Here is a 23,872-nt window from a genome sequence, read left to right on the forward strand (position 1 = left end):
ACCGAAACCGCCGATAACAATTGCCGTACCGATTTCGGCCGCCCCAGAGAGCGCGCTGCAATGCCTTCGCCCGGCGATCAATCCGCTCGACGTTGCGATCCAGGTTCAACCAGGCAGCGGTTATGCGATGAGCTTCGATGAGGCAGTAACGTCGCCTTCTTCGACGGAGATGCGCTCTCCCGCCGAGGAAAACGCGCTCTGCAACTCTTCGATAAACTCCTGCGCAGCCGGATCCGGTATCTCGTTCCGCATCCTGACCAGGCAAATGCTGCGCAGAATGCGTGGCGCGCGGATCGTATGAATGGAAAGACGCCGGCGGTCAGTGCTCTTGTGTATGGCTCCGGTCGGCAGGATGGTCGCGTATCGTCCGATCTTCACCAGACTGATCGCCGCGGCCATGGAATCGACCTCGATCCTTGGATTGAGGTCCAATCCTGCCTTTTGCAGTGGCTGCGCGATGATTGAACGCAGGCCATGCCGGCTGGACGGAAGCACTAGCGGCAATTTGGATGCGGTCTCCAACGTGACCGGCCCCGGCGGCAGGAGCTGCGTGGACCTCTCGACGACGACCGCCATTTCGTCCTCTGCGATCAAATCGAACGACATGTCCGGGCTTTCGACCACGCGATCCGTCAAGGCGAAGTCGATCCGCCCGGATGAAAGCCATTGGAGCAGCTTGGCCGAGTAGGCCTCCAGAACCTGGACGATCGTCTCCGGATAACGCGCCGACCAGCGATTGAGCGCGTTCGCAAAGTATTCGGCTGTCTCGCTCTCGGCATCCAGAGCGGGAATGAGGCCAAGCCGGAGGCGCCGCAAGCGCCCGCCGATTGCACCCGCACGGAGCGTTCGAACTGCTTCCTCGAATTCCGCCATGAGCGGGGCGAGCAGGCCGTACAGAAAATCCGCGCGTGAGGTCGGCTCGAGACCGCGATGGGAGCGCTCGAACAGCTGGGTGTCCAGGAGTTCCTCAAGGCCATGCAGTTGGACCGTGAGCGCCGGTTGCACGATGCACAGGCGCTGCGAGGCGCGCCTCATATTCCCCTCTTCGTACAATGCCAGGAACGATCGACACAGTTTCAGGGAAACTCGTTCCGGCTCGGTATCGCTTCCCGAGACCGATGGTTCGGACGCGATCAAGGCAGTAAGCGACTTCTCGTATTGCTCGGATATCTCCGGGCCGAAGGTCGAACCGTATTCGCCCGAGATCGCGATCGTCGGATCGAAGTCGCTTTTTTCGAGCAGAGCGCATTCGAACTGCTCAGCCACCAGACTTGGATTCAGCTGGGCCGCCGGAATCAGGAAGTTGAAATTTCTACTCATGCTGGCATTGGCTAGAATCTCCTGCGGATCCTGGCTAAGACAGTTGATGCGCGCCTGGGTCTTGTCCGCCACGGCAAGCAACAGTGCAAGTTGACTTTCGGGCAGCTCAGGCACCGTGAAAGTGTTGTTGACCAGATCGGACAACGGTACGTTTTCGGTCGACCAACCCTTGTTTGACCCCGAGCGCACGAGCACCCATCGATCCGCGATCACGTGAACGTCAGCCGCCCCTGACCGGCCGGCCCGCCTGTCCCCGAAATTGACAACCAGACCACTTTTCTCGGCCTGGTCTGGTCTTCCGTATGTCGGCGAGATCCAATGCGAGCGCATGCGCGTCATCGCCGATCTTGCGACCTGGACAAGCGTTTGATCAAACAACGCCCCTGCATAGCCCTGCGGCAGCATGACTTCGATGCGCGTGGGATTGGTCTCTTGTCCGCCGCGAAAATAGGCAAGGCAGTGCGCCGCATGTTCCATGAATGGGTGCAGTAATCTGTAAGCCTCGCGACCGGCCGGAGTAATGGCCAGGCCCCCCTGGAGGCGCATAACCAGACGCTGGGCAAGTTCGTCGCTGAGCGACTTGACATGCGCACTGAGCGAGGACCGCCCTAAGCCGAGGCGCTTCAGCGCCGGCGCGACGCTTCCTTCCTCGACCAACGCCAGGAAGGTCTCGATCTGGCTCAGATTGATGCCGGAGGCGCGATCGCGAAGTTCTGCAACAGGCATGCAATTGCTCTCACCGGACCTAGCCTCAAGTCCAGCAAGATGCGTGCCAGCCTCGCTTCCGGCCCTAGGACGTAGCCTGCTCCGAGATATCCAAATGACAGGCCACCATCCTGCGTTGGGTCCCAACCGACCGCAATTTAGGCTCTTCCACTTTGCAGCGATCGAAGGCCTTTGGGCATCGGGTATGAAAGCGGCAGCCCGACGGCGGGTTAATCGGACTAGGGACGTCGCCGGCAAGGACGATGCGCCTGGATATCTCTCCTTTTGTCTTTGGCACCGCAGAGATGAGCGCCCGCGTGTAAGGGTGCAGCGGACGATCGAGGATGAGGTCCCGGTCGCCAATCTCGACCATGACTCCCAAATACATCACCGCGATGCGATGCGAGAGGTGGCCGACGATGGCCAGGTCATGGCTGATGAAGAGCAACGACAGGCCGAACCTGTCCTGGAGGCTCACCAGCAAATTGACGATCTGTGCCTTGACCGACACGTCAAGCGCCGACACTGCCTCGTCGCACACAATCAGGCTTGGCTCTGGCGCCAGTGCCCGCGCAATGCATATTCGCTGACGCTGGCCGCCGGAGAACTCATGAGCAAAGCGGGCCGCTGCATCGCGGGGGAGGCCCACCGTGTCGAGGAGTTCGCCAACCCGCTCGTCGACGGCCTTACGGCCTCTGACAAGACCGAAATTAACGAGCGGCTCGGCGAGAATGTCGCGGACGCGCATCCGCGGACTGAGGCTCGCCATTGGATCCTGGAATATGACCTGGAAATGCCGCCTGATCTTTCGCAGTTGCGGCTTGGCTAAACCATCGACGCGCCAGCCATCAAACCACACGGCTCCCGCGCTTGGTGGGGTTAGGCCGAGGACCGTTCTGCCCAATGTGGACTTGCCGCAGCCGCTCTCACCTACGATGGAAAGTGTCTCGCCTCGCGCGACCGCGAACGAGACGTCGTCGACAGCCCTTACAACCTCGCGGGGCCCAAACCCGACACGAGGTCGCGGGAAATGCTTCTTGAGCGAAATGACTTCGAGAAGAGCGGCTTGGCTCATGCAAGCGGCACCCGAATCTTGTGATGACATGCTGCGGCATGACTGGGAGAGACGTCTTCCAGCGCAGGCTCGATCTCGAAGCAGACCGATGACGAGAGACTGCATCTTGCGGCGAAAGAGCACCCAACCCTGGCCTGGCTGGGTGCAGGTACCTGCCCTGGGATTTCGGTCAGCGGCCCTTCACTCCTGTTGCGATCCAGGCGAGGGATGGCTCCCAATAGTCCGACGGTGTAGGGATGCACGGGTCGCGAAAAAATCTCCGCCGTTGTCCCCTCCTCCACCTTGACCCCGGCGTACATGATCACGACGCGGTCGGCCAGTTCAGCAACGACGCCCAGATCGTGCGTGATGATAACGATTGAGGCACCTGTGCGCGCCTTGAGCTCGCGCATAAGATCTAGAATCTGCGCCTGCACCGTCACATCCAGCGCCGTCGTCGGTTCATCTGCGATCAGGATCTCGGGATCGCAAGCGAGCGCCATTGCGATCATCACGCGCTGCCGCATTCCGCCGGATAACTGATGCGGGTATTCCCGCATCCGGTGTTCCGGATCGGCAATGCCAACCTGGATCAGGAGCCGCAGGGCGCGTTGCCTGGCCTCGCTTCGAGCGACACTCTGGTGCAAGAGGATTGTTTCAGCGATCTGATTTCCGATCTGCATGAGCGGATTCAGCGCACTCATCGGCTCTTGAAAGATCATGCCGATTTCGTTGCCCCTGACTGATCGCATTTCAGCTTCGGATACCTCGAGGAGTTCGGCTCCCTTGAACTTGACGCTACCTGAGATCCTGGTTCTTTCCGCGTCGTGCAGCCTCAAGAGAGATAAGGCCGTCACGCTCTTGCCGGATCCGGATTCGCCAACGATTGCTAACGTCTCCGATCGCCTGACCGAGAACGATACGCCGCGAACAGCTCGAACAACTCCTGTCGCCGCGACGAATGAAACATCCAGGCACTGAACCTCCAAGACGACTGTCAAGATCGCTCCGCCATTCTTGGATCCAGGGCATCCCTTAGCCCGTCACCCAACAGGTTCACTCCCAGGATCGTCACGCCGAGAAACGCAGCTGGGATAAACACCAAGTGTGGCTTGACCTGCCAGAGCGCCTTCCCGTCAGCCATGATGTTCCCCCATGAGGGAATTGTCGGCGGCGTGCCCGCACCGATAAACGAGAGGCTCGCCTCGATGATGATCGCAGCCGAACCCACGAATGTTGCCTGAACCGTCAGCGGGGACACGACTGCCGGTAGGAGGTGCCGAATTAGGATTTTTGGGGTTGTCGACCCGGCCGCAATCGCCGCTTCCACGAAGGGCATTTCGCGAAGCGTCAGCATGACGCCGCGTATCACCCGAGCAACACGCGGTATTTCGACCACCGTGATGGCTGCGATTACCGTGCCGACAGACCCACGCGTGGCCGCCATCAGTGCGATAGCAAGCAACATCGATGGAATCGACATGAGGCCGTCCATGACACGCATCACGACCGAGTCCGCCCATCTTCCGGAGGCAGATATCATTCCGACGACGGTGCCTCCGACACAGGACAGAAACGCGCAAGAAACGCTCACGCCCACCGAGATTCGCGCGCCATACATGACGCGAGAATAGAGGTCTCTCCCCAATGCATCTGTCCCAAACCAAAACTCTGCCGACGGCGGCCGCAATCGCTTGGTCACCGAGATGGCGCGCGGATCGACCGTGCCGAGGAGCGGCGCAAGAATGGCGACAAGCGTGACCGCGAATAAAATCAGAGAGCCTGCCGCGATCTGTGGATGGCGCTTCAGGAACCGCAAAGCTCTCCATTCGGAGTTCGCCCGACGGGTCGGCCGCTCGGCCGCTTGCAAATGAGCAGCCATGCTGGAAGAAGGCGCTTGATGGTTCAATATCGGATCCTCGGATCCACGATTGTATACGCAAGGTCGGTGATCAGGTTGATCGCCACGTAGCTGGCGCTGAAAAGGAGCACCACCCCCTGGATCACGGGATAATCACGATGAAGGATCGCATCGAGCGTAAGACGCCCGAGCCCCGGGATAGAAAACACGCTCTCCGTGATCACCGAACCGCCCATGAGCGTCGCGATACCGATGCTGATGACCGTGACAATAGGCACCGACGCGTTTCTTAACGCGTGCTTGTACAGGACGACCCGCGGGCCCGCTCCCTTTGCAACCGCGGTCCTCACATAGTCCTGCGTGAGCACGTCAAGCATCGAGGCTCGTGTCGTGCGCGCCAAAATGGCGGAGTAGGACACCCCGAGTGTGAGCGAAGGAAGTATCAGATGTGAAATGTAGGGCACGAACCCGTCGGCGAGAGGTACATAGCCCTGCGCCGGCAACCAGCCGAGTGATGTCGAGAACGAGAACGCCAGCAGATATCCAACGACGAATACCGGCAGAGAGAAGGCGAGCACGGTTAGCGCGGTGATGATTCTGTCGATCGCATGACCACGTTGCCAAGCCGCCGCCACTCCGACCGGAACCGCAATTGCCACGGAGATCACGAGGCTCATCGTAAGCAACGAGAACGTTGGCCCGATGCGCTGACCGATCATTTGCACGACTGGCTGATTGGCAAAGATTGATGTGCCAAGATCGCCGGTCATCACCTGCCATATCCAGAATGCAAAGCGGATGTAGAATGGCTGATCTAGCCCCAGCGACACACGGATACGCTCGACTTCCTCAGGAGTGGCCTGATCGCCGGCGATCATCGCGGCGGGATCTCCGGGAGTGACATAAAGCAGGCCAAATACGATGAAGGCCACGATCAGCATGACCGGAGGCAGCATCAATAAGCGGCGAAATACGTAGTAGACCATGGCGTCTCCCGAACCGCGCGCCGGCAATGCACGAACCATACGAACGGTTCGTCCGGCCACCGACATTGCGCTGCTCGACTGGCGCGGCGACACTAGTCCGGTAGTTCTAGGACGGCCAATAGCCGTTCGCGTCTCTGGCGATAGATTCCGCGGTTAGGAGGATGGAAAGCAAATTAGTTAGTCAGTTTGCTCAAAACACTATCAATAGGTGCAACGAAATTACCCGTTCATGGCCGTAACGGAGGAGCGTCAATCGACGAACTTCTCGACTGAATCCAACGTTGCTCCGCCCGACGCGGCTGATCGGGCTTGTTCCTTTACGTTACGGGTCAGCCCGGCTCGGGATATCCCGCTAGACGCGCTTCCGCATCCCACCGCAAGGTCAACTCGTAGTCGCAGATCGCCACTTTCGTGAATCCACTGAGGCACAAGCGATCTCTTAGAGACACGCATTCGGCTGTGTCAGCGACCTTATCAAGAGCGCCCTGCAACTTCGCAATCACCTCGTCGGGACAACTGGGGGCCGCGACTAGCGCTGGGATCGGAGCAACGTCTGTGCTCGCAACGACCCTGATTTGCGATCGAAGTGTTTCGTCGTGACGCAACATCAAGTCGAGCGCGTAGCTGTCGAGCGGTCCGACATCGATACTTCCGTCCAACAGCGCATCGACCACGCGTCGGGGTGTCGTGAGCGGACCGACGCTTTCGCCAAACAACTTTTCTCCGCGCTGTCGATAATATGGCAGGAGGTGGTGACGTAGCGCGTTGTAACCGGAATGCGAGTCATGAACGGTGTAACCCAGCCGGCCGCCGAAAGTGTCTTCAAGGCATTGAAAGCCGGATCCCGAACGAACCAGCAGCCGCGTGGCATAGACGGGCCGACCCGCCAAAGGGGCACTTGCCGGAATCGGGGCAGCGACAAGCTTTGGACGCCGCCCTGATAACATGAGGGGAAATCCGCACATGAAAACGCAGGCGAGATCGTCTCGCGACCAAAGATCGGACAATTTGAGCGGAAACGCGTAGTCGACGATATCGAGCTTCACGCCGCTTGCATGCGCAAGCCAATCGAACAACTCTTTCCAAGCTGCTGAAGCCTGGGGATTGACCGAGTACATTCTCGCGTTGGCAACAAGACTCATCTGCGGAGCTTGCTCCCGTTTAGGCAAAGCGCAAGCGTTGCCCTATCCCGATGCGCTCGGCCTTCTCCAGCATCGTATGTCCGAGCGCGATATCGGATAGAGACAGCCCGCGATGCCAAAGCAAATTGGTTTCAGCGTCGCTTTCCCGGCCTGGCTTGAGACCCGCCACGATCTGTCCGAGCTCGGCGTGCAAGGTCGTTTCGGAGAGCTTGCCTACCTCAACGTGAGCGCGCAGGCTGCCAAACTTGCCGGCCTTACACTGTCCCCAATCATCGACCACCAGTTTTGTCATGACATCGGTCAGCGACAGCTCAATGGCGCTCATCGTGCCGTATGGCACGACAAACGCGCCTTTCTTGATCCACTCGGTCTTGAGCATCGGCGTCGGCTTGTCGAGCCGCGACGCCTCGACCACGATGTCCGCACCCTCAACGCAGCTTTGCCAGTCGTCCGTCACAACGATCTTTTTGCCAAGGTCTCGGCTTAGTCGTTCGGCAAAACTGGTGCGGCTCTCCTCGCGGCGGGAATGCACGCGGATTTCGTCGAAATTGAACAAGCGGTCGAGCAGCCGGACGTTCCAGTAAGCCGTTCCGCGCGCACCGATATGGCCGAGAACCTTTGCGGTCTTGCGTGCCAGATATTTGGCGCCAATCGCGGTGACCGCGCCGGTGCGCATGTCCGTAATGCCGCTTGCATCCAGGATCGCCCTCGGCGCGCCGGTACGAGGATCGAACAGCGCCAAAATACCGAGCTCCGAGTGTAGTCCAAGCTTGTAGTTGTCAACGAAGTCACCGACGATCTTGACCCCGGCCCTATCGATCGGCGTCTTGATTGCGCCGCGCAGCACGTTGAAGTGCCCATTGGCGGCTCCTGGCTCGAGGTGGACCCGCGGCTCGATCACGGTATCCCCCCGGCCCTGGGCCGCCAGGCTCAATTCGATTGCCGCAAGAATTTCGTCGTCGGTGATCTTGAGTTCTTCGATATCGAGACGATTGAGGTAAGCGATATAGATCGGTGGCACGATCCTGCTCCAGCCGCATGATATGTATAGACATTATCTGGGAGCGCCGGGGAGTCAACGCTCAACGCTGCTCGGAGGCATGTTTGCTCCGATGACAACATAGGTAACGGGCACAATTACCGTGATCGCCGCCTGCAGCAGTCCCGGCGGCGCCGTGCCATTCTGTTATCCGATTGACGGCTCCCAAGCCACGATCAAGGTCCCCCGTTCGCCTTCGAGCTGCGTGGAGTACGCAGAGGGCTGTGGGTGTGTCCTAAAGCGCCTGCTCACATTGTCCGTGACGAGATATTTATTGATCTCTCGGTGCACACGTCGTGCACATGCAGCCTTCTAACTAATTGAAAAACTTAAACTCTCGCTCCGATCCATCATTGGACGACTGCAATAGATCAATGAAGCCGAGCGTTATCGTCCCGCCCACAACGGCCAGGTTGCAGGCTCGAGTCCGGGCGAACCATTTACGATATCAGCAGCTGACCACCTTCACACTGGTGAGGGGCTTCGCCCCAGGCTCCAGAAATTCGTCACAGCTATTGCCTTGGGTAGGGGCGAAGAAATTGGAAGCGGGAACCTTCCCTTTCGTTCGCTTTGGTATCCAAGTGTCCGACGCATTTTTGACAGCCATTCTGCTTCGGCACGGCCAATTGCATCACGTGGCGATGTATATGTTTTTTGATGCGTTCTCTGTTGGCCGCTGTACCAAGCTACGAAGGAGGCGCGTGAGATTTCCGCCTGTGTCGGTATCGCTGGTCGAGAACAAGGGCGACGAGACTAGCCACACCGCTGCGGCCCGCAAGCGATAAGGGGCTTTTGTAATGAACGAGTTCGGGCAGAAGGGAAAGGTACCGCTCGCGGAACGGCTCTCGGCCTCACGTGAGGAGGCAAGCGCTCTTACCGGGATCGGGCTGACCTCTATTCGCGAGGCGATCAGCAGCGGTGATCTCAAGGCCAAGAAACACGGGAGGCGTACGATCATCCTGCCGGACGATTTGAGATTATGGCTCAAAACGCTGCCGGACGCGCGCAAGTCGATTGAAGTAAGCCCCGCTTGACGTCTTCCGAATGACGTACTGGTGCGTTGGCGAACTTACCGTTCTTCGACATCGAAGACGAACATCTTGTGAAGTGCGATCTTCGGGTTGGCCGCTTGAACTGGCCGACTGGTTCTATGTCAGTTCAAGCTGGCTTTGAATTGCCGCTCTTTTGCCACATAGGAGCGGCGATGCGTCGCCTTATTCCTTAGCGCCCCATCCTGCCATTACCGTCTTGTAGCAAGTCGGTGTCGATCATTTTGGCCTTGGGCGGAGTGGGTCGCTTTCCGAGCGATTGCACTGCTTCAACGAAGCCAGCCAGGAACTTCGATCACGTTCGCCCTTTATTGAGCCCAGCCGTCCATCGATGGGATTGTGGAGCACTTTGTCAGTGTCGCATTGCCCCAGCACACGGTGCTAAAGGACGAGGGCCAGCCGTCGCCAGCGCACAGGCGGTCTCGCGCGTCGCAGGGACGCGGCGCAAAAGCGGTAAGTAACCGGACCAAGCAAAATGAAGAAAGCCCTTTAACAATGGTCACTTCTTCGATTGCGCCACGGACAAAGCATCCGTGATTGGTTGCATCTCTGAATATCAACGACTTAGACTAAATCGGTAAGCGATCGGCGCGTTAGAGTCATGAAACCCCTATTTTTATAGAGTTTCAACGTATCCCGTCACGGATCATGTACCCCGCGCCGCGGATCGTGTGCAGCAGCGGCCGCTCGAACCCCTTGTCGATCTTGGAGCGCAGCCGCGAGATGTGCACGTCGATGACATTGGTCTGCGGATCAAAATGATAATCCCAGACGTTCTCCAGAAGCATGGTGCGCGTCACCACCTGCCCCGCATGCTTCATCAGATATTCAAGCAGACGAAACTCGCGCGGCTGCAGCGTCAACTCATCCTTGCCGCGGGCGACGCGATGCGACAACCGATCGAGCTCGAGGTCGCCGACGCGGTAGGTGGTCTCCTCGGCGGGGCCAACATTGCGCCGCGACAGCACCTCGACGCGTGCGAGCAGCTCGGCAAAGGAATACGGTTTCGGCAGATAGTCATCACCGCCGGCGCGCAGGCCCTTGATGCGGTCATCGACCTGGCCGAGCGCGGAAAGGATCAAGACCGGCGTCCGGTTGCCCTTTTCGCGCAGGATTCCGATCAGTGACAGCCCGTCGCGCTTCGGCAGCATGCGGTCGACGACCAGCACGTCGTAGTCGCCGCTGTCGGCCATCGACAGGCCTTCCTCGCCGTCGGCGGCGAGGTCGGCGACGTAACCGACTTCGCGAAACGCCTTGACCAGATAGTCGGCGGACTCGCGGTCATCTTCGATGATCAGGATGCGCATTTGGGGGGCAGTTGCAGTCACGGGAATTGGCCTTCTCTCACCATGGCGCGGCCGGCCTGCACATGCAAGACGACCGCGCACAATCCAGATTGTGTGAAAAAAGCGGGCGGTGAGGCTGGGGAACCTCACCGCCCTTAGCCCTTCCGACGGAGGGGGGCGTATTCCATCGAAAGGTACCAAAGGGAGCGAGCGAGGCGCTCGCCCCCCGGAAAGCGCCGTCGGCGGGGGCGACTAATGCCGGCGACACTTCCCAGCTCATATAGTTAGCCCTTGGCCAGCGGCACTGCCACAAAGCGCGACGAACCGCCGCTCTTCACGCGCATGAGAACGCTGTTCTTGTTGTCGGTCCGCGCCGCGGTGATCGCATCGCGCACTTCACCGGCGGTGGCGACGGTCTTGCCGGCGACCTCCAGGATCACGTCGCCTTCCTTGAAGCCCCGCTCGGCGGCGGCACTCTTCGGATCGACTTCGGTCACGACCACGCCTTCCTTGCCGGCGCCTGCCACGCTGTTGGCAGGAGCAACGGTGAGGCCGAGCTTCGGCACGTCGGTACCGCGGCTCGAATTGCCCTTGTCGGCGTTGTCGGTGTCAGCCTTGGCTTCCAGAGTGTTCGGCAGCTGGCCGAGCGTGATGTTGACGACCTTGTCCTCGCCTTTGTGCAACACGTTCAGCTTGACCGCATTGCCGGGGGCCAGGCCACCGATGGTGCGGGCGAGTTCGCGCGCATCCTTGACCTGCTCGCCGTTGACGGCGGTGATGACGTCACCGGACTCGATGCCGGCCTTGGCCGCGGGGCCGTTGGCCTGCGGTTCGGCAACCAGCGCGCCTTCGGCCTTCTTCATGCCGAGACTGTCGGCGATGTCGGAGGTCACCGGCTGGATCTGGACGCCGATCCAGCCGCGGCTGACCGAGCCCTTGTCCTTCAGCTGGGCGACGACGCTCTTCACGGTCGAGGCGGGAATCGAGAACGCGATGCCGACGCTGCCGCCGGACGGCGAGTAGATCGCGGTGTTGACGCCCATCACCTCACCCGACATGTCGAACGCCGGGCCGCCCGAATTGCCCTTGTTCACGGGCGCATCGATCTGGATGAAATCGTCATACGGACCGTTGCCAATGTCGCGGCCGGAGGCCGACACGATACCGGCAGTCACGGTGCCGCCGAGACCAAAGGGATTGCCCACCGCCAGCACCCAGTCGCCGATGCGCGGCTTGGTGTCCGACAGCTTGGCGAACTGGAAGTTGGAGCCGCCTTCGACCTTGATCAACGCGACGTCGGTCCGCGGGTCGGTGCCGATCACCTTGGCCGAATAGGTCTTGCCGTCATCGGTGGTCACCTCGACCTTATCGGCGCCGTCAACGACGTGATTGTTGGTCACGGCGAAACCGTCAGCCGAGATGAAGAAGCCGGAGCCCTGACCGGTCACCACGCCACCGCCACGCGGTCCGCCACGCATTCCCGGGGGCATACCATCCGGACCGCCGAAGCGACGGAAGAAGCGCTCCATCGGCGAACCCGGCTGGAACGGCGAGTCGTCGTTGTTGTTGTTGCCGTCGTCCTTGGCGACCTTCTCGCGGATGTTGACCTTCACCGAGATCACGGACGGCTTCACGCGCTCGACGATGTCGGCAAAGCCGATCGGCTGCTGAATCTTTTTGACCTCGTTGTTGACCTGCGCATGCGCCGGGGTTGCGAACAGGTCGGCGGGATCGTGCGAGGGGCTGAGACCATAGCCGGCAACGCCGAGGCCGGCGACGACGGACGCCATCAGCGCGAACTTGCGGGCGGAGAACAATGCGCGCTTCGGCACCTTGTAGGACGGGAAGGATGAGAGGTCGGGACGGTCGGTCATTTCTTGAAATCTCCAAGGCCAGAATCTCGGTGCGGGGGGCAGGCACCTGATGCGTCTGAACATGGGGTCAGCAGCCTTACGGCGCGCTGGCTGCGGAATTAAACTTTGGTAATTAAGCCGGCCAAAAGTGCGGCAGAATAGCGCAGGCAAATGAAGGGCTTAGACGGGGCTAAATCGGCCTGTTCGGAGGTGTTTCGTCGTTCAGGAGCCGTTCCAAGCGGGACTCCTCGTCGGCAGTCAGCGCGAGGTCAGGATCGCCGCCGGCTTTCGCCGCATTTGCCCTGCGCCGGCTGGTGCGCCACAGCGCAAATCCGCCGCCGAACAGCGCAAGCGGGGGGATCAGCCATAGCAGCAGCGTATGCGGGTTGAAGCGCGGCTTCAGCAGCACGAATTCGCCGTAGCGCGCCACCAGGAAATCCATCACCTGTCCGTCGCTGTCGCCGGCCGCAATGCGTTCGCGCACGAGAAGCCGGAGATCGCGCGCCAGCGGTGCTTCGGAATCGTCGATCGACTGGTTCTGGCAGACCATGCAGCGCAGCTCTCTGGACAGATCGCGCGCCCTCGCCTCCTTTGCGGGGTCGGCCATGATCTCGTCGGGTTGCACCGCATAGGCCGGTGCTGCGCCGATCATCAGGACCGCCGCAAGCACGCCGATGACAGTGCGCCGTAGCGGCATCACTCGGCCGCCTGCAACGCGCGCACCGCCTTGGCCGGCTTCGGCGCGCCGACCCGCAAGCGGCGGTCGGACAGCGACAGCAGGCCACCAAAGGCCATCAGCACGGGTCCCCACCAGATCAGCAGCACCAGCGGCTTGTGATAGATCCGCACTGCGATCGCGCCGTCGGCCGCGGTGTCGCCGAGCGAGATGTAGAGCTGGCTCGCACCGCGCGTCAGCAACGCAGCCTCCGTCGTCGAGGAACCACGTGTTGTGAAATTGCGCTTCGACGGCGTCATCACGCTGATCTTCTGGCCTTCCTCGCTTACGGTGAACTGCGCGACCATTTCGCGGAAGTTCGGTCCCTGGCGCTGCGTCATGCTGTCGAGCCGCAACTGATAGCCGGCGATCGCGGCGACATCGTCCGGCTTCATCGTGCCGATATATTCGCTGTTCCACGTCGTCTCGCAGACGATTCCGATCAGCGCGATGCCAACGCCGGCATGCGCGAACGCGGTGCCCCAGGTGGCGCGCGGCAATCCCCGCGCGCGGTGCCATGAGATCGACAGCGGAATACGGAACAACCCGACGCGCTCGGCGAGATCGCACAGCACACCGACGATCACGAACACCGCAAGCCCGATCGCGAGCGGCGCCAGCGTCGCGCCGCCATAGGTCCACGCCCAGACCAGGGCAATCGCGACCAGCGCTGCGATGCCGGCTGCCACCAGCCGCTGCGCCGCGCCGAGCAGGTCACCGCGTTTCCAGGCCAGCAGCGGCCCAAACGGCACCGCAATCATCAGCGGCATGAACAGCGGTGCAAAAGTGAGATTGAAGAACGGTGCACCGACCGAAATCTTCTCACCGGTGACGACCTCCAGCGCCAGCGGATACAGCGTGCCGATGAACACGGTCGCGCACGCCGTGGTGAGGAAGAGATTGTTCAGGACCAGCGCCCCCTCACGCGAGATCGGCGCGAACAATCCGCCCTGCTTCAGTGCCGACGCCCGCCAGGCAAAGAGCGTGAGGCTGCCGCCGATGAAGATACAGAGGATCAGCAGGATGAAGACGCCGCGCGTCGGATCGGTCGCGAATGCGTGGACCGATGTCAGCACGCCCGAGCGCACCAGGAAGGTGCCGAGCAGCGACAGCGAGAAGGTCAGGATCGACAGCAGGATGGTCCAGACCTTCAGCGCGTTGCGCTTCTCCATCACCAGCGCCGAGTGCAGCAGCGCCGTGCCGGCAAGCCACGGCATCAGCGAGGCGTTCTCGACCGGATCCCAGAACCACCAGCCGCCCCAGCCGAGCTCGTAATAGGCCCAGTAGGACCCCATCGCGATGCCAAGCGTCAGGAAGATCCATGCAACCAGCGTCCACGGCCGCACCCAGCGCGCCCAGGCGGCGTCGATCCGGCCTTCGAGCAGGGCCGCCACCGCAAACGAGAACGAGATCGAGAAACCGACATAGCCGAGATAGAGCATCGGTGGATGCACCGCGAGGCCGATGTCCTGCAGCACCGGGTTGAGATCACGCCCCTCGATCGGCGGATTGGCGATGCGCAGGAATGGATTCGAGGTGATCAGGATGAAGAAATAGAAGGCGCTCGCGATCCAGGCCTGCACCGCCAGCACATGCGCGCGCAGCGACAGCGGCAGATTGTTGCCGAAGGCCGCGACGAGGCCGCCGAACAGCGCCAGGATCGACACCCACAGCAGCATCGATCCCTCGTGATTGCCCCACACGCCGGTGATCTTGTAGATCAGCGGCTTGAGCGAATGCGAGTTCTCGTAGACGTTGACGACCGAAAAGTCGGAGGTGACGTGCAGCGTCACCAGCGCAATGAAGGAGACGCCGACAAACAGCAACTGGGCGAGCGCCGCCGAGCGCGCCACGTTCATCAGCGCGACATCGCGCCAGCGCGCGCCGAGCAGCGGCACCGTGGACTGGATCAGCGCCAGGGCGAGCGCGAGCACGAGGGCATAATGTCCGCTTTCCGCGATCACCTGATGGCTCCCTGTGTGGACGGCGGCACCGCCGCGGCGGTCGGCATATTGCTTGATTTGGCGCCGTAGTCGTCCTTCCAATGGCCCTGTTTCTTCAGAGCATCGGCGACATCCTTCGGCATATAGGTTTCGTCATGCTTGGCAAGGATGGTGTCGGCGCGGAACACGCCGGAGGCATCGAGCGCACCTTCCGCGATGACGCCCTGCCCTTCGCGGAACAAATCCGGCAGGATGCCCTTGTAAGCGACCGGCAACGCCGCGCTGCCGTCGCCAACAGTGAAAGTCACCGCGAGATTGTCGCCGCGCTTCAGCGAACCCGTCTCCACTAGGCCGCCGAGGCGGAAGCGTCTGCCGGGGCCGATATGTTTTTCGGCGACCATCGACGGTGTCGAGAAGAACACGATGGAATCGCGCAGCCCGTTCAGTACCAGCCCCGCCGCAATGGCGAGCACCGCGAGCGCGCAGCCGATCAACGTCAAACGCCGTTGCTTCCTGGTCATGATCCATTCCCGCGCATGACGTTCTCCGAAAATCGCTGCTTGCTTTTCGGCGTCATGCGTTATCCATCCAGCCCGAGATTCTTCAGCCCTTCGTTGAGCTGACGCAACCGCTCCGCATCATTGGCAACCGCCTGCCGGGCATCCGCAAGCGCGCTCACCGCCTTGTCGCGATCGCCCATCACGAGATAGGCGCGGACCAGCCGCAGCCAGCCCTCGACATCGTCGCCATTCTGCTTCAGCCGGGTTGCCAGTCGGTCGACCATGCCGCGGATCATCGTGCTGCGATCCGCCTCGCTCATGTCCTTGGCCGCAGCCATCGCCCCCTGGGGCAGCGCCGGGGCGCTGACGCCCCCGGGGGCGCTGACGCCGCCGACCCGCACCAGGGCCGCCTGCACCATCGGCCGCCACGGCGCGTCGGACGGCGCCTTCGCCAACATCCCCTGCCAGATCGCCGCCGCGTCGCCCTTGCGGCCGTCCTGCTCGGCGGCGAGGCCGAGGAAATAATTGGCCTTGGCGTCATCGGCCTCTAGCGCGACCGCGCGCTCGAACTCCGCCTTGGCGTCCGCCGTGACGACACCACCGGCCGCTCCCATCAGCGCTTCGCCCAAGTCGGCGCGACGGTCACCGCTGTCACCGGCATAGGTGATGGCATTGCGGTAGGCGCGAACCGCTTCATCGTAGCGACCGAGACGCGACAGCACCGGGGCGAGCACCGTCCAGCCGCGGCCATCAGTCGGATTCTTCTCCAGATGAGCCTCGACCTGCGCCACCAGATTGGCCAGCGGCTGGTTGGCGTCGGCGGCCCGGCTGCGTGTGGACAGCGGAAAATCGCCGAGTTGCGGCGAACCGAGCGTGAGATAGACACCGGCTGCGATGACCGGCAACCCGACCAGGGCCAAGGTCGCGGCCATCCGCCGCAGCTTGAGATTGCCTTGAACTGGAGCTTCGCGCTCGCTTTGGTCCGAGGCCGCGAGCAGCCGGCGGCTGATCTCGACCCGTGCGGCCGCCGCCTCGGCAACGCCGATGATGCCGCCGGCCATGTCGCGGTCGATTTCGGCGAGCTGGTCCCGGTAGACGACGGCCTCATTGCCGCCAAGACTGGCCTGTCGGGCGCGGCTGAGCGGCCACAGCACGGCAAAGATCGCCGCGACCGTCATCAGCGCGAACACAAACCACAGCGTCATCAAGCGGTTCCCGGGCGGAACGGCGGCTTCCGGCAAGCCGCCTTAGAATCGCTTTACACTACTGGCGGCGAGCCCGGCAATTGACAATCGCTGGATCGGCAGCGGGTGCACGCCGCAGGGGTTTCCACGGGGTCTCCGGGATCGAAAACGCTTAGCTGGCGCGGGTCGATTTGCGATCGCCAGTCATGGCGTTCTCTACCGCGCGGTTCATCAGCGAGGCGTAATCATGGCCGAACAGCACCTCGCAGAAGCGGATCGCGGCCTTGACCTGCTGCTGGCGGAAGGCAAGCACCCGCGCTTCCCCGCCGCGCAGCGATTGCACCAATCCCTCGGTCGACTGCTCGACATAGTGCTGGAGGTCGGAATAGGTCCGCAGCGTCACCTCGTTGATGGCCAGTTCGCTGGCATAGGTGCGGCATACCGCGACGAAATCGATCAACGCGGCGGCGTCCTCGACCTCGGACATATCGATCTTGGCGCCCGTGCCAATGTCCTTGTCGGCACGCTGGCGCAGGATGCGGCGGACCCGGCCGGGTACGCTGTCGATCTCAGACTGAAGCGCGTTGGAGGTATCGGCGCGGATCGAGGTGAGCTGGCGGCCCCAGGTGGAATCGTTGCGCAGATCAAGCTCGGTGCGCAAGCCGCGGACACCATCGTGCAGGGTCTTGAGCTGCTCGCCGACATATTCGAAATGACCGCGCCTGATGTCGGTTCGCAAGCAGGCGGCGGCAAAGGACAGATCGTGCAGCGCGATCGTGACGGCGACACCATAAGGCGTGGCCGCAACCCGCAACTCGTCGTCGGAGGCCGCCATCTTGATGGCCAGGCGAACGATCTGCCATGGCGCGACCAGCCGCTGCGCGATCAGCGACAGCGCAAACGGCAGCAATTGCGGTGTCTGCAGCGAAGGAACCTTGAGCGCCTCGGTGACGGACGCGATCTGGGCATCGGCGAACACCCGTACCTGGGCCGGCAGGCGGCTCCCCAGCGTCTCCAGCGCATCACGCGTCTGCAAAACCAGGCCGATCGGCAAGAGGTCCTCGACGACGCTGGGCTGGCCGACACGCGACAACGCACGCTGGCGGTCGTCGCCTTGGACCGGCGCCGTGATCTTGACGATGGCTACCGCGGCAGCGAGTTGGAACTTGCGGGTCGCCGCCTCCGTCGAACTGTCTTCCGATGTGGTGGCAAGCACGGCCTGGAACTCGCGGGCCGCTTCAGGCGCACCCTCGCGGGCCAGCCACTGCCAGACCGGCAGCAGCGAGGCGCGCCGGATCTGACCCGCTCGCGTCGGAAAATTGGTCTCGGCGAGGAACGGCTCGAGCGGCCGGAACAAGAGCCGCGCCGGGTCATCGGTGCGCGGCTGTGCTTCCTCGTCCTCTTCGGCGCCGCGAACGATCTTGCGCAGTTGCTCAAGCACCAGATTGGCGACGGCGGCGTCTTCGCCGCGCTCGATGGCGCGTTCGAACTCCCGCATCAGCAACGCCTGCGATTGCGGCGGAAGCTGCGCGAGATAATCCCTCAACCGCTCGATCGAACTCTGGCTCATGCGTCAAGTAATGAATCGTTGGTGCGCGCACCCCGCGGACCGCCGCAGCCCGTCCGCTTCGGATCATAGAAGCCGGCGCGTTAAGAACCCGTTTAGGAATAATGACGGCCCCGAGACAAGGGGCTGTGCCATGTCCACACGGCCTATACTCCCGGCAGCACCAGCTCGGCCCGCAAACCGCCGATCGGCGCGTTCTGCAGCGTCAGATTGCCGCCATAAAGGCCCGCGAGGTCGGTCACGATCGACAGGCCGAGCCCCGAGCCGGGCTTTGATTCGTCGAGCCGCTGGCCGCGCCGCGACACCTGGGCACGCTCGGCTTCGGACAGGCCGCGTCCATCATCGTCGACCACGATACGCAGCCTGGGCCCGGCGCCCGGCTGCTCCGGCGGCTCGACGAGCACCTCGATGAACACCTGCGAGACCGCCCATTTGCAGGCATTGTCGACGAGGTTGCCGACCATCTCCTCCAGATCCTGCCGCTCGCCGCGGAACCGCGCCGCCGGATCGGCCTTGGCCTCGATCGAGATGGCGCGGTCGCGATGGATCTTCTCCATTGTCCGGCGCAGCGCCTCGATCACAGGCGCGACCTCGGTGATGGTGCTGACGATGGTGACGCGGGCCGCGATCCGGGCGCGCTCCAGGTGATGGGCGACCTGGTCCCGCATCATAGCGGCCTGCTCCAGCACCTTGTTGGCGAAGGGATCTGCTCCATGGGCGGCCGCCTCGTTCACGATCACCGACAGCGGCGTCTTGATCGCATGGGCGAGATTGCCGACATGGGTGCGGGAGCGCTCGACGATTTCCCGGTTGGCATCGATCAGCGCATTGGTCTCGCGCGCGAGCGGTGCGATCTCGACCGGAAACTGGCCTTCCAGCCGCTCGGCGCGGCCGGAGCGGATGTCGGCGATCGCGTCCGAGATGCGCTTCAGCGGCGCGAGGCCGTAGCGGACCTGAAAGATCGTAGTCAACAGCAATACGATGCCGAGCGCCGCGAAGGTGCCGCCGAGATAATAGTCGAAGCTTCGCGTCTCATCGAAAATCTCGGTGGCATCGCCGGCGACGCTGACCAGGAACTTGCCGTCGGCACCGAGATCGACCGGCCGCTCCACGATGCGCAGGCTCTGGCCTTCCGGGCCGTCGACATAACCGAGGCGAACGCCGGCGGCGGTCAATTCCGCGCCGTGCTCCTCGAGTTTCGGCAGCTTCTTGTCCCACAGCGAACGCGAGGCGCGGGTTTCGCCCTTCTCGGTGTCGGTGCGGGTGATCTGCCAGTACCAGCCGGACAGCGGCAGGTCGAACAGCGGCTCGCCGAGCGACTGGAACTGGCGGTCCGGCGGCTCGTCCGGAGTGGCGACTTCGGCGATCAGCGTGCGCAAATAGAGGTTGAGACGGCGATCGAAGGCGCGCTCGGTCGCGTCGCGGTAGACCGACGACAAAATGACGCCGGTGATCGCAAGGATCACCACCACCCAGGCGGTCGCCGAGACGAACAGGCGGGTCGCAAGCGAGCTTCCGCGCATCAGGGCACGAGAATCATGTCAGCAGGCCTCGACATGGCGAATCCAGTCCTCAAGAGCGTTTTCGAGCGAAGTGGATACCGGTTCGCGTCAAGAAAACGCGTCAAAACAAGAAACAGGAATCTATAGCCCCGTTCCGATTCCATCGGAACGGGGCTATAGAGGCCGGATCATGCCGATGCCGAGGCGCCGATCAAGCGCCGGACGGCGGCGCCAGCATGTAGCCCAGGCCCCGCACGGTCTGGATGATATCCACTTCCAGCTTCTTGCGGATGCGGCCGACGAACACCTCGATCGTGTTGGAGTCGCGATCGAAGTCCTGGTCGTAGAGGTGCTCGACCAGCTCGGTGCGGGAAACCACCCGACCGGTATGGTGCATCAGATAGTCGAGCAGATTGTATTCATGCGATGTCAGCTTGATCGGGTTGCCATTGACTGTGACGCGCTTGGTGCGCGTGTTCAATGCAACCGGCCCGCAGACCAGTTCGACCTGGGCGTGCCCGGTCGAGCGGCGCAGCAGCGCGCGGATCCGTGCCAGCACCTCCTCGAGGTGGAACGGCTTTGCCACATAGTCGTCGGCGCCGGCGTCAAAGCCCTGGACCTTGTCGCTCCAGCGGTCGCGCGCGGTGAGAATCAGCACCGGCATTGCCCGCTTGTTCCGTCGCCAGGCCTCCAGCACCGAGATGCCGTCCATCTTCGGCAGGCCGATATCCAGCACAACCGCGTCATAGGGTTCGCTGTCGCCAAGGAAATGCCCCTCCTCGCCGTCGAACGCGCGATCGACCACATAGCCGGCATCCGTCAGCGCCGTCGTAAGCTGGCGGTTCAGATCGGGATCATCCTCAACGACAAGCAGACGCACGTTGGCCTCCGGGAGTGAGTATTGCGATATTCGTCATCAAATGAGGCTTTCGGCGCTGAACGGGTTATGAACGGGCCAACAGGTGCAATGTTACTTTTTGGTCATTTCCCGGCTTGATAGCAGATTTGGAGCGACCAGACACGCCGGAGGACGGGCCCCGCGGTATTAACGATAATTGCCGATCGGTTCGGTAAACGGTGCCTGGCGAGGGAACGTGAGTTGCGATCGGATCAGCCGTCGCCTACCCCTATCCATTATGATCCAGAGAATTTCCCGTATCGCGGGCTGGCTGGCACTCGCCTTTATCGCGTTTGTGACGCTGTCGCCGATCAACGACCGGCCGTCGATTGCCGGCGCGCAGCTTGAGCATTTCGCGGCCTTTGCGCTGCTGGGCTTGGCGCTGGTGCTTGGCTATCCCCGGCGCACGCTGGCGATCGTTGTGATTGTCGTCGGAAGCGCGTTCGCACTGGAAGCGCTGCAGCTGCTGACGCCGGATCGCCACGGCCGCCTGCTCGACGCGCTGGTGAAGGCCGTAGGCGGTGTTTGCGGCATCGGGGCCGGCAGGCTCGTCCTGGCGATTGTGCAGGATCAGATCGACCGCGCGAGGAAACTACCGGGACAATCCGCCGGATACTTAACCACGCAACGTCGACGATCCGCGTGCGTGAATATTTCGAACATGCGTGAGCTTTTTGCCTCGCGCGGATCAGATATTCGCCATAACGACAAACAGCGCTTGGCGTCGAAAAAACTGCAATGCTATGAAGGCTGCGAGAGCGCGGGCAACGCCGTCGCGTCACGCTCCGTCGCACAACGCAGAGACATCGCATGATCCTGGTCACCGGAGGCGCCGGCTATATCGGCTCACACGCTTGCGTCGCGCTGTTGTCGGCCGGTGAAGACGTCGTTGTCTTCGACAATTTCTCAAACAGCAGCCCGAAAGCACTCGAACGGGTACAGACGATCTGCGGCAAACCGTTGAGCGTGGTCGAGGGCGACGTGCGCGACCAGGCCGCCCTCGAAAAGGCGTTGGCGCAGCACCGCTGCACCGCCGTGATGCATTTCGCAGGCCTGAAATCTGTGCAGGATTCGGTCGCCGATCCGCTCGAATATTACGACCAGAACGTGATCGGGTCGCATCGGCTGCTGCGCGCGATGCGGGCCACCGGCGTGCGCAAGATCGTGTTCAGCTCATCGGCGACCGTCTATGGCACGCCGCAGTTCCTGCCCTACACCGAAGAGCACCCGCTTCAGGCGGTCAATCCCTACGGCCGTACCAAGCTGATGATCGAGGAGATGCTGCGCGACCAATATGTCAGCGACAATAACTGGGCAATCGCGATCCTGCGTTACTTCAATCCGGTCGGCGCGCATGAAAGCGGCCTGATCGGTGAAGATCCGAAGGGCGTTCCGAACAATCTCGTCCCGTTCGTCGCCCAGGTCGCGATCGGGCGGCGCGAGCGGCTCAATGTCTGGGGCAACGACTACGACACGCCCGACGGCACCGGCGTGCGCGACTACATCCACGTGATGGACCTCGCCGCAGGCCATGTGTCTGCGCTGAAACTGCTCGACACGCCGCAATGCTTTGCGGTCAATCTCGGCACTGGCGCCGGCAGCAGCGTTCTCGACGTCATCAGCGCCTTCGAAGCGGCAAGCGGCAGGCCGATCCCCTACGACGTCAAGCCCCGCCGCCCCGGCGACATCGACGCCTATTATGCCGCGACCGACTACGCATCGAAATTGCTCGGGTGGAAGGCGACCCGGTCGCTCGAGACGATGTGCGCGGACCACTGGCGCTGGCAGAGCAGCAATCCGAGCGGATACGCGTGAGACGGCGAACGAGATTGGGGCGTGACGCGATCCGGGCCGATCGCGTCACGACCAAACGGTCTCACGCGCGCTGATAATCGTCCTCGATGCGGATGATATCGTCCTCGCCAAAGTAACTGCCGGTCTGCACCTCGATCAGCTCGAGCTGGATCTTGCCGGGGTTCTCCAGCCGGTGCACTGCGCCGATCGGGATGTAGATCGATTCGTTCTCGTGCACGGTCTTGACCAGCTCGTTGACGGTCACCTGCGCCGTACCGCGCACCACGATCCAGTGCTCGGAGCGGTGGTGATGCTTCTGCAGCGACAGCCGTCCGCCCGGCTTGACAATGATGCGCTTGACCTGGTGGCGGTCGCCATTGTCGACCGCCTGATAGGAGCCCCAGGGACGATGCACCTTGATGTGGTTCTCAGTCACCTCGGGCGCCGTCACCCTCAGTTTGGCGACCAGCCGCTTCAGCCCGTTGGCGTTCTGCTGCCGCGACACCAGCACGGCATCCTGGGTTGCGACGACGACAAGATCGTCGACGCCTTCGAGCGCGACCAGCGCGCGGTCGGTCGTGACGTTGCAATTGCGGGAATCCTCGAACACGGCAGCCCCGCGCGCCGCGTTGCCCTGGCTGTCCTTGTCGGAGAGCTCCCAGACCTGGCGCCACGAGCCGATGTCCGACCAGCCGCACGCCACCGGCACCACCGCCGCATGCGCCGTCTTCTCCATGACGGCATAGTCGATCGAGATCGCTTTCGCCGCAGCAAAGGCCTGTGCATCGAGCTTGACGAAGCCGAGATCGTGTCCGGCCTTCGCAACCGACTCCTCGACAGAGGCAATGCTGTCCGCATCAACGTTGCGGTATTCGTCAAGCAGCATCGCGGCGCGGAACATGAAGTTGCCGCTGTTCCAGAGATAGCCGGCATCGATATAACTGGCCGCAGTCGCCGCATCCGGCTTCTCGACGAATTTTGCGACCGCACGCACCTCGCCGGCGACAACCTCGCCGGGATTGATATAGCCATATTCGGTGGCAGGCCGCTCCGGCTTGACGCCGAAGGTCACGATGCGGCCCGTTTCCGCGGCCACCAGTCCCGCGCGGCAGGCCGCCACGAAGGCATCGGTGTCGCGCAGCAGATGATCGGCGGCGAGCGCCAGCACGATCGCATCCTTGTCGCGGCTTTGCGCGAATACCGCACTGGCCGCAATCGCCGGACCTGAATCGCGCCGCATCGGCTCCAGCAGCACATCGGCCTCGCGGCCGATCTCGGCCAGTTGCTCCAGCACCATGAAGCGGTAGGCCTCGTTGGTGATCACGATCGGGCACTCGAACACCGCCGCGTCCGAAACCCGCAGCAGCGTCTCCTGGAAGGTCGAGCGCGTCCCGAACAGCGACAGGAACTGCTTCGGATGCACCTCGCGCGAGGCCGGCCACAGCCGCGTGCCGGCGCCGCCGCACATGATCAG

At 62.3% G+C, this 23,872-nt stretch carries 20 protein-coding genes; 3 read left to right on the top strand and 17 right to left on the bottom strand.

Annotated elements, in window-relative coordinates; genetic code table 11:
• Positions 1 to 120: 120 nt before the first annotated feature.
• The 7 genes from UP10_RS31750 to UP10_RS31780 all read right to left on the bottom strand — a co-directional run bounded on the left by UP10_RS31750 (position 121) and on the right by UP10_RS31780 (position 8,089).
• Positions 121 to 2,046 (bottom strand): LysR family transcriptional regulator, encoded by a 1,926-nt coding sequence (locus tag UP10_RS31750; RefSeq protein WP_044591144.1) that lies wholly within the window; start codon positions 2,044 to 2,046, stop codon positions 121 to 123.
• A 64-nt stretch (positions 2,047 to 2,110) separates the two neighbouring features.
• Positions 2,111 to 3,100, bottom strand: a complete 990-nt coding sequence (locus UP10_RS31755) for an ABC transporter ATP-binding protein (protein WP_050043874.1) — start codon at positions 3,098 to 3,100, stop codon at positions 2,111 to 2,113.
• Complete coding sequence (locus tag UP10_RS31760) at positions 3,097 to 4,080, bottom strand: ABC transporter ATP-binding protein (RefSeq protein WP_044591145.1); 984 nt, start codon at positions 4,078 to 4,080, stop codon at positions 3,097 to 3,099. Before UP10_RS31760 ends, UP10_RS31755 begins: the two co-directional genes overlap by 4 nt.
• Positions 4,077 to 4,988, bottom strand: coding sequence for an ABC transporter permease (locus UP10_RS31765; protein ID WP_245321998.1), 912 nt, complete (start codon positions 4,986 to 4,988; stop codon positions 4,077 to 4,079). Before UP10_RS31765 ends, UP10_RS31760 begins: the two co-directional genes overlap by 4 nt.
• Positions 4,985 to 5,926, bottom strand: a complete 942-nt coding sequence (locus UP10_RS31770; RefSeq protein WP_044591146.1) for an ABC transporter permease — start codon at positions 5,924 to 5,926, stop codon at positions 4,985 to 4,987. The genes UP10_RS31765 and UP10_RS31770 overlap by 4 nt, the downstream gene beginning before the upstream one ends.
• Positions 5,927 to 6,255: 329 nt before the next feature.
• Positions 6,256 to 7,068, bottom strand: a complete 813-nt coding sequence (locus UP10_RS31775) for a phosphate/phosphite/phosphonate ABC transporter substrate-binding protein (protein WP_044591147.1) — start codon at positions 7,066 to 7,068, stop codon at positions 6,256 to 6,258.
• 19 nt (positions 7,069 to 7,087) lie between these two features.
• Positions 7,088 to 8,089, bottom strand: a complete 1,002-nt coding sequence (locus UP10_RS31780; protein ID WP_044591148.1) for an ornithine cyclodeaminase family protein — start codon at positions 8,087 to 8,089, stop codon at positions 7,088 to 7,090.
• Positions 8,090 to 8,904: 815 nt separating this feature from the next.
• On the opposite strand from UP10_RS31780, the gene UP10_RS31790 reads away from it, so the two are divergent.
• Entirely contained in the window at positions 8,905 to 9,141 is a 237-nt protein-coding gene (locus tag UP10_RS31790) for a helix-turn-helix domain-containing protein (protein ID WP_044591150.1), read from the top strand.
• Positions 9,142 to 9,782: 641 nt separating this feature from the next.
• Here the strand turns inward: UP10_RS31790 and UP10_RS31795 are convergent.
• The 9 genes from UP10_RS31795 to UP10_RS31835 form a co-directional block, all read right to left on the bottom strand.
• A complete protein-coding gene (locus UP10_RS31795; RefSeq protein ID WP_044591151.1) occupies positions 9,783 to 10,463 on the bottom strand; it encodes a response regulator transcription factor in 681 nt (226 codons plus the stop codon).
• A gap of 263 nt (positions 10,464 to 10,726) precedes the next feature.
• Entirely contained in the window at positions 10,727 to 12,316 is a 1,590-nt protein-coding gene (locus UP10_RS31800; protein WP_044591152.1) for a Do family serine endopeptidase, read from the bottom strand.
• Positions 12,317 to 12,485: 169 nt separating this feature from the next.
• Positions 12,486 to 12,992, bottom strand: coding sequence for a cytochrome c-type biogenesis protein (locus UP10_RS31805; RefSeq protein ID WP_044591153.1), 507 nt, complete (start codon positions 12,990 to 12,992; stop codon positions 12,486 to 12,488).
• A complete protein-coding gene (locus UP10_RS31810; RefSeq protein ID WP_044591154.1) occupies positions 12,992 to 14,974 on the bottom strand; it encodes a heme lyase CcmF/NrfE family subunit in 1,983 nt (660 codons plus the stop codon). The genes UP10_RS31805 and UP10_RS31810 overlap by 1 nt, the downstream gene beginning before the upstream one ends.
• Entirely contained in the window at positions 14,971 to 15,474 is a 504-nt protein-coding gene (gene ccmE / locus UP10_RS31815) for a cytochrome c maturation protein CcmE (protein WP_044591155.1), read from the bottom strand. Before ccmE ends, UP10_RS31810 begins: the two co-directional genes overlap by 4 nt.
• A 59-nt stretch (positions 15,475 to 15,533) precedes the next feature.
• A complete protein-coding gene (ccmI, locus tag UP10_RS31820; protein WP_044591166.1) occupies positions 15,534 to 16,658 on the bottom strand; it encodes a c-type cytochrome biogenesis protein CcmI in 1,125 nt (374 codons plus the stop codon).
• Positions 16,659 to 16,809: 151 nt separating this feature from the next.
• The gene (locus tag UP10_RS31825; protein ID WP_044591156.1) at positions 16,810 to 18,207 is read right to left on the bottom strand and encodes a hypothetical protein; all 1,398 of its coding nucleotides are present in this window, start codon (positions 18,205 to 18,207) and stop codon (positions 16,810 to 16,812) included.
• A 143-nt stretch (positions 18,208 to 18,350) separates the two neighbouring features.
• The gene (locus UP10_RS31830) at positions 18,351 to 19,727 is read right to left on the bottom strand and encodes an ATP-binding protein (protein ID WP_044591157.1); all 1,377 of its coding nucleotides are present in this window, start codon (positions 19,725 to 19,727) and stop codon (positions 18,351 to 18,353) included.
• Between the two features lie 190 nt (positions 19,728 to 19,917).
• The gene (locus UP10_RS31835; RefSeq protein ID WP_044539936.1) at positions 19,918 to 20,586 is read right to left on the bottom strand and encodes a response regulator transcription factor; all 669 of its coding nucleotides are present in this window, start codon (positions 20,584 to 20,586) and stop codon (positions 19,918 to 19,920) included.
• 256 nt (positions 20,587 to 20,842) lie between these two features.
• Between UP10_RS31835 and UP10_RS44670 the strand changes: the two genes are divergently transcribed.
• A complete protein-coding gene (locus tag UP10_RS44670; RefSeq protein ID WP_063775403.1) occupies positions 20,843 to 21,418 on the top strand; it encodes a VanZ family protein in 576 nt (191 codons plus the stop codon).
• Complete coding sequence (gene galE / locus UP10_RS31845; RefSeq protein ID WP_044591158.1) at positions 21,415 to 22,419, top strand: UDP-glucose 4-epimerase GalE; 1,005 nt, start codon at positions 21,415 to 21,417, stop codon at positions 22,417 to 22,419. The genes UP10_RS44670 and galE overlap by 4 nt, the downstream gene beginning before the upstream one ends.
• Before the next feature lie 61 nt (positions 22,420 to 22,480).
• Here galE and UP10_RS31850 read toward each other — a convergent pair.
• A partial coding sequence (locus UP10_RS31850; RefSeq protein ID WP_245321999.1) for a mannose-1-phosphate guanylyltransferase/mannose-6-phosphate isomerase occupies positions 22,481 to 23,872 on the bottom strand: 1,392 nt, incomplete at its 5' end.

It is taken from the genome of Bradyrhizobium sp. LTSPM299, assembly GCF_000938235.1.
Classification (GTDB): Bacteria; Pseudomonadota; Alphaproteobacteria; order Rhizobiales; family Xanthobacteraceae; genus Bradyrhizobium.

What these genes read in the sequence shown, in the direction of transcription:
- UP10_RS44670 (WP_063775403.1), top strand. Translation starts at nt 20,843, where the DNA reads ATGATCCAGAGAATTTCCCGTATCGCGGGCTGGCTGGCACTCGCCTTT.
- UP10_RS31770 (WP_044591146.1), bottom strand. Translation starts at nt 5,926, where the DNA reads ATGGTCTACTACGTATTTCGCCGCTTATTGATGCTGCCTCCGGTCATG.
- UP10_RS31775 (WP_044591147.1), bottom strand. Translation starts at nt 7,068, where the DNA reads ATGAGTCTTGTTGCCAACGCGAGAATGTACTCGGTCAATCCCCAGGCT.
- UP10_RS31800 (WP_044591152.1), bottom strand. Translation starts at nt 12,316, where the DNA reads ATGACCGACCGTCCCGACCTCTCATCCTTCCCGTCCTACAAGGTGCCG.
- UP10_RS31755 (WP_050043874.1), bottom strand. Translation starts at nt 3,100, where the DNA reads ATGAGCCAAGCCGCTCTTCTCGAAGTCATTTCGCTCAAGAAGCATTTC.
- ccmI (WP_044591166.1), bottom strand. Translation starts at nt 16,658, where the DNA reads ATGACGCTGTGGTTTGTGTTCGCGCTGATGACGGTCGCGGCGATCTTT.
- UP10_RS31805 (WP_044591153.1), bottom strand. Translation starts at nt 12,992, where the DNA reads ATGCCGCTACGGCGCACTGTCATCGGCGTGCTTGCGGCGGTCCTGATG.
- UP10_RS31830 (WP_044591157.1), bottom strand. Translation starts at nt 19,727, where the DNA reads ATGCGCGGAAGCTCGCTTGCGACCCGCCTGTTCGTCTCGGCGACCGCC.
- UP10_RS31795 (WP_044591151.1), bottom strand. Translation starts at nt 10,463, where the DNA reads ATGCGCATCCTGATCATCGAAGATGACCGCGAGTCCGCCGACTATCTG.
- UP10_RS31825 (WP_044591156.1), bottom strand. Translation starts at nt 18,207, where the DNA reads ATGAGCCAGAGTTCGATCGAGCGGTTGAGGGATTATCTCGCGCAGCTT.
- UP10_RS31750 (WP_044591144.1), bottom strand. Translation starts at nt 2,046, where the DNA reads ATGCCTGTTGCAGAACTTCGCGATCGCGCCTCCGGCATCAATCTGAGC.
- UP10_RS31790 (WP_044591150.1), top strand. Translation starts at nt 8,905, where the DNA reads ATGAACGAGTTCGGGCAGAAGGGAAAGGTACCGCTCGCGGAACGGCTC.
- galE (WP_044591158.1), top strand. Translation starts at nt 21,415, where the DNA reads ATGATCCTGGTCACCGGAGGCGCCGGCTATATCGGCTCACACGCTTGC.
- ccmE (WP_044591155.1), bottom strand. Translation starts at nt 15,474, where the DNA reads ATGACCAGGAAGCAACGGCGTTTGACGTTGATCGGCTGCGCGCTCGCG.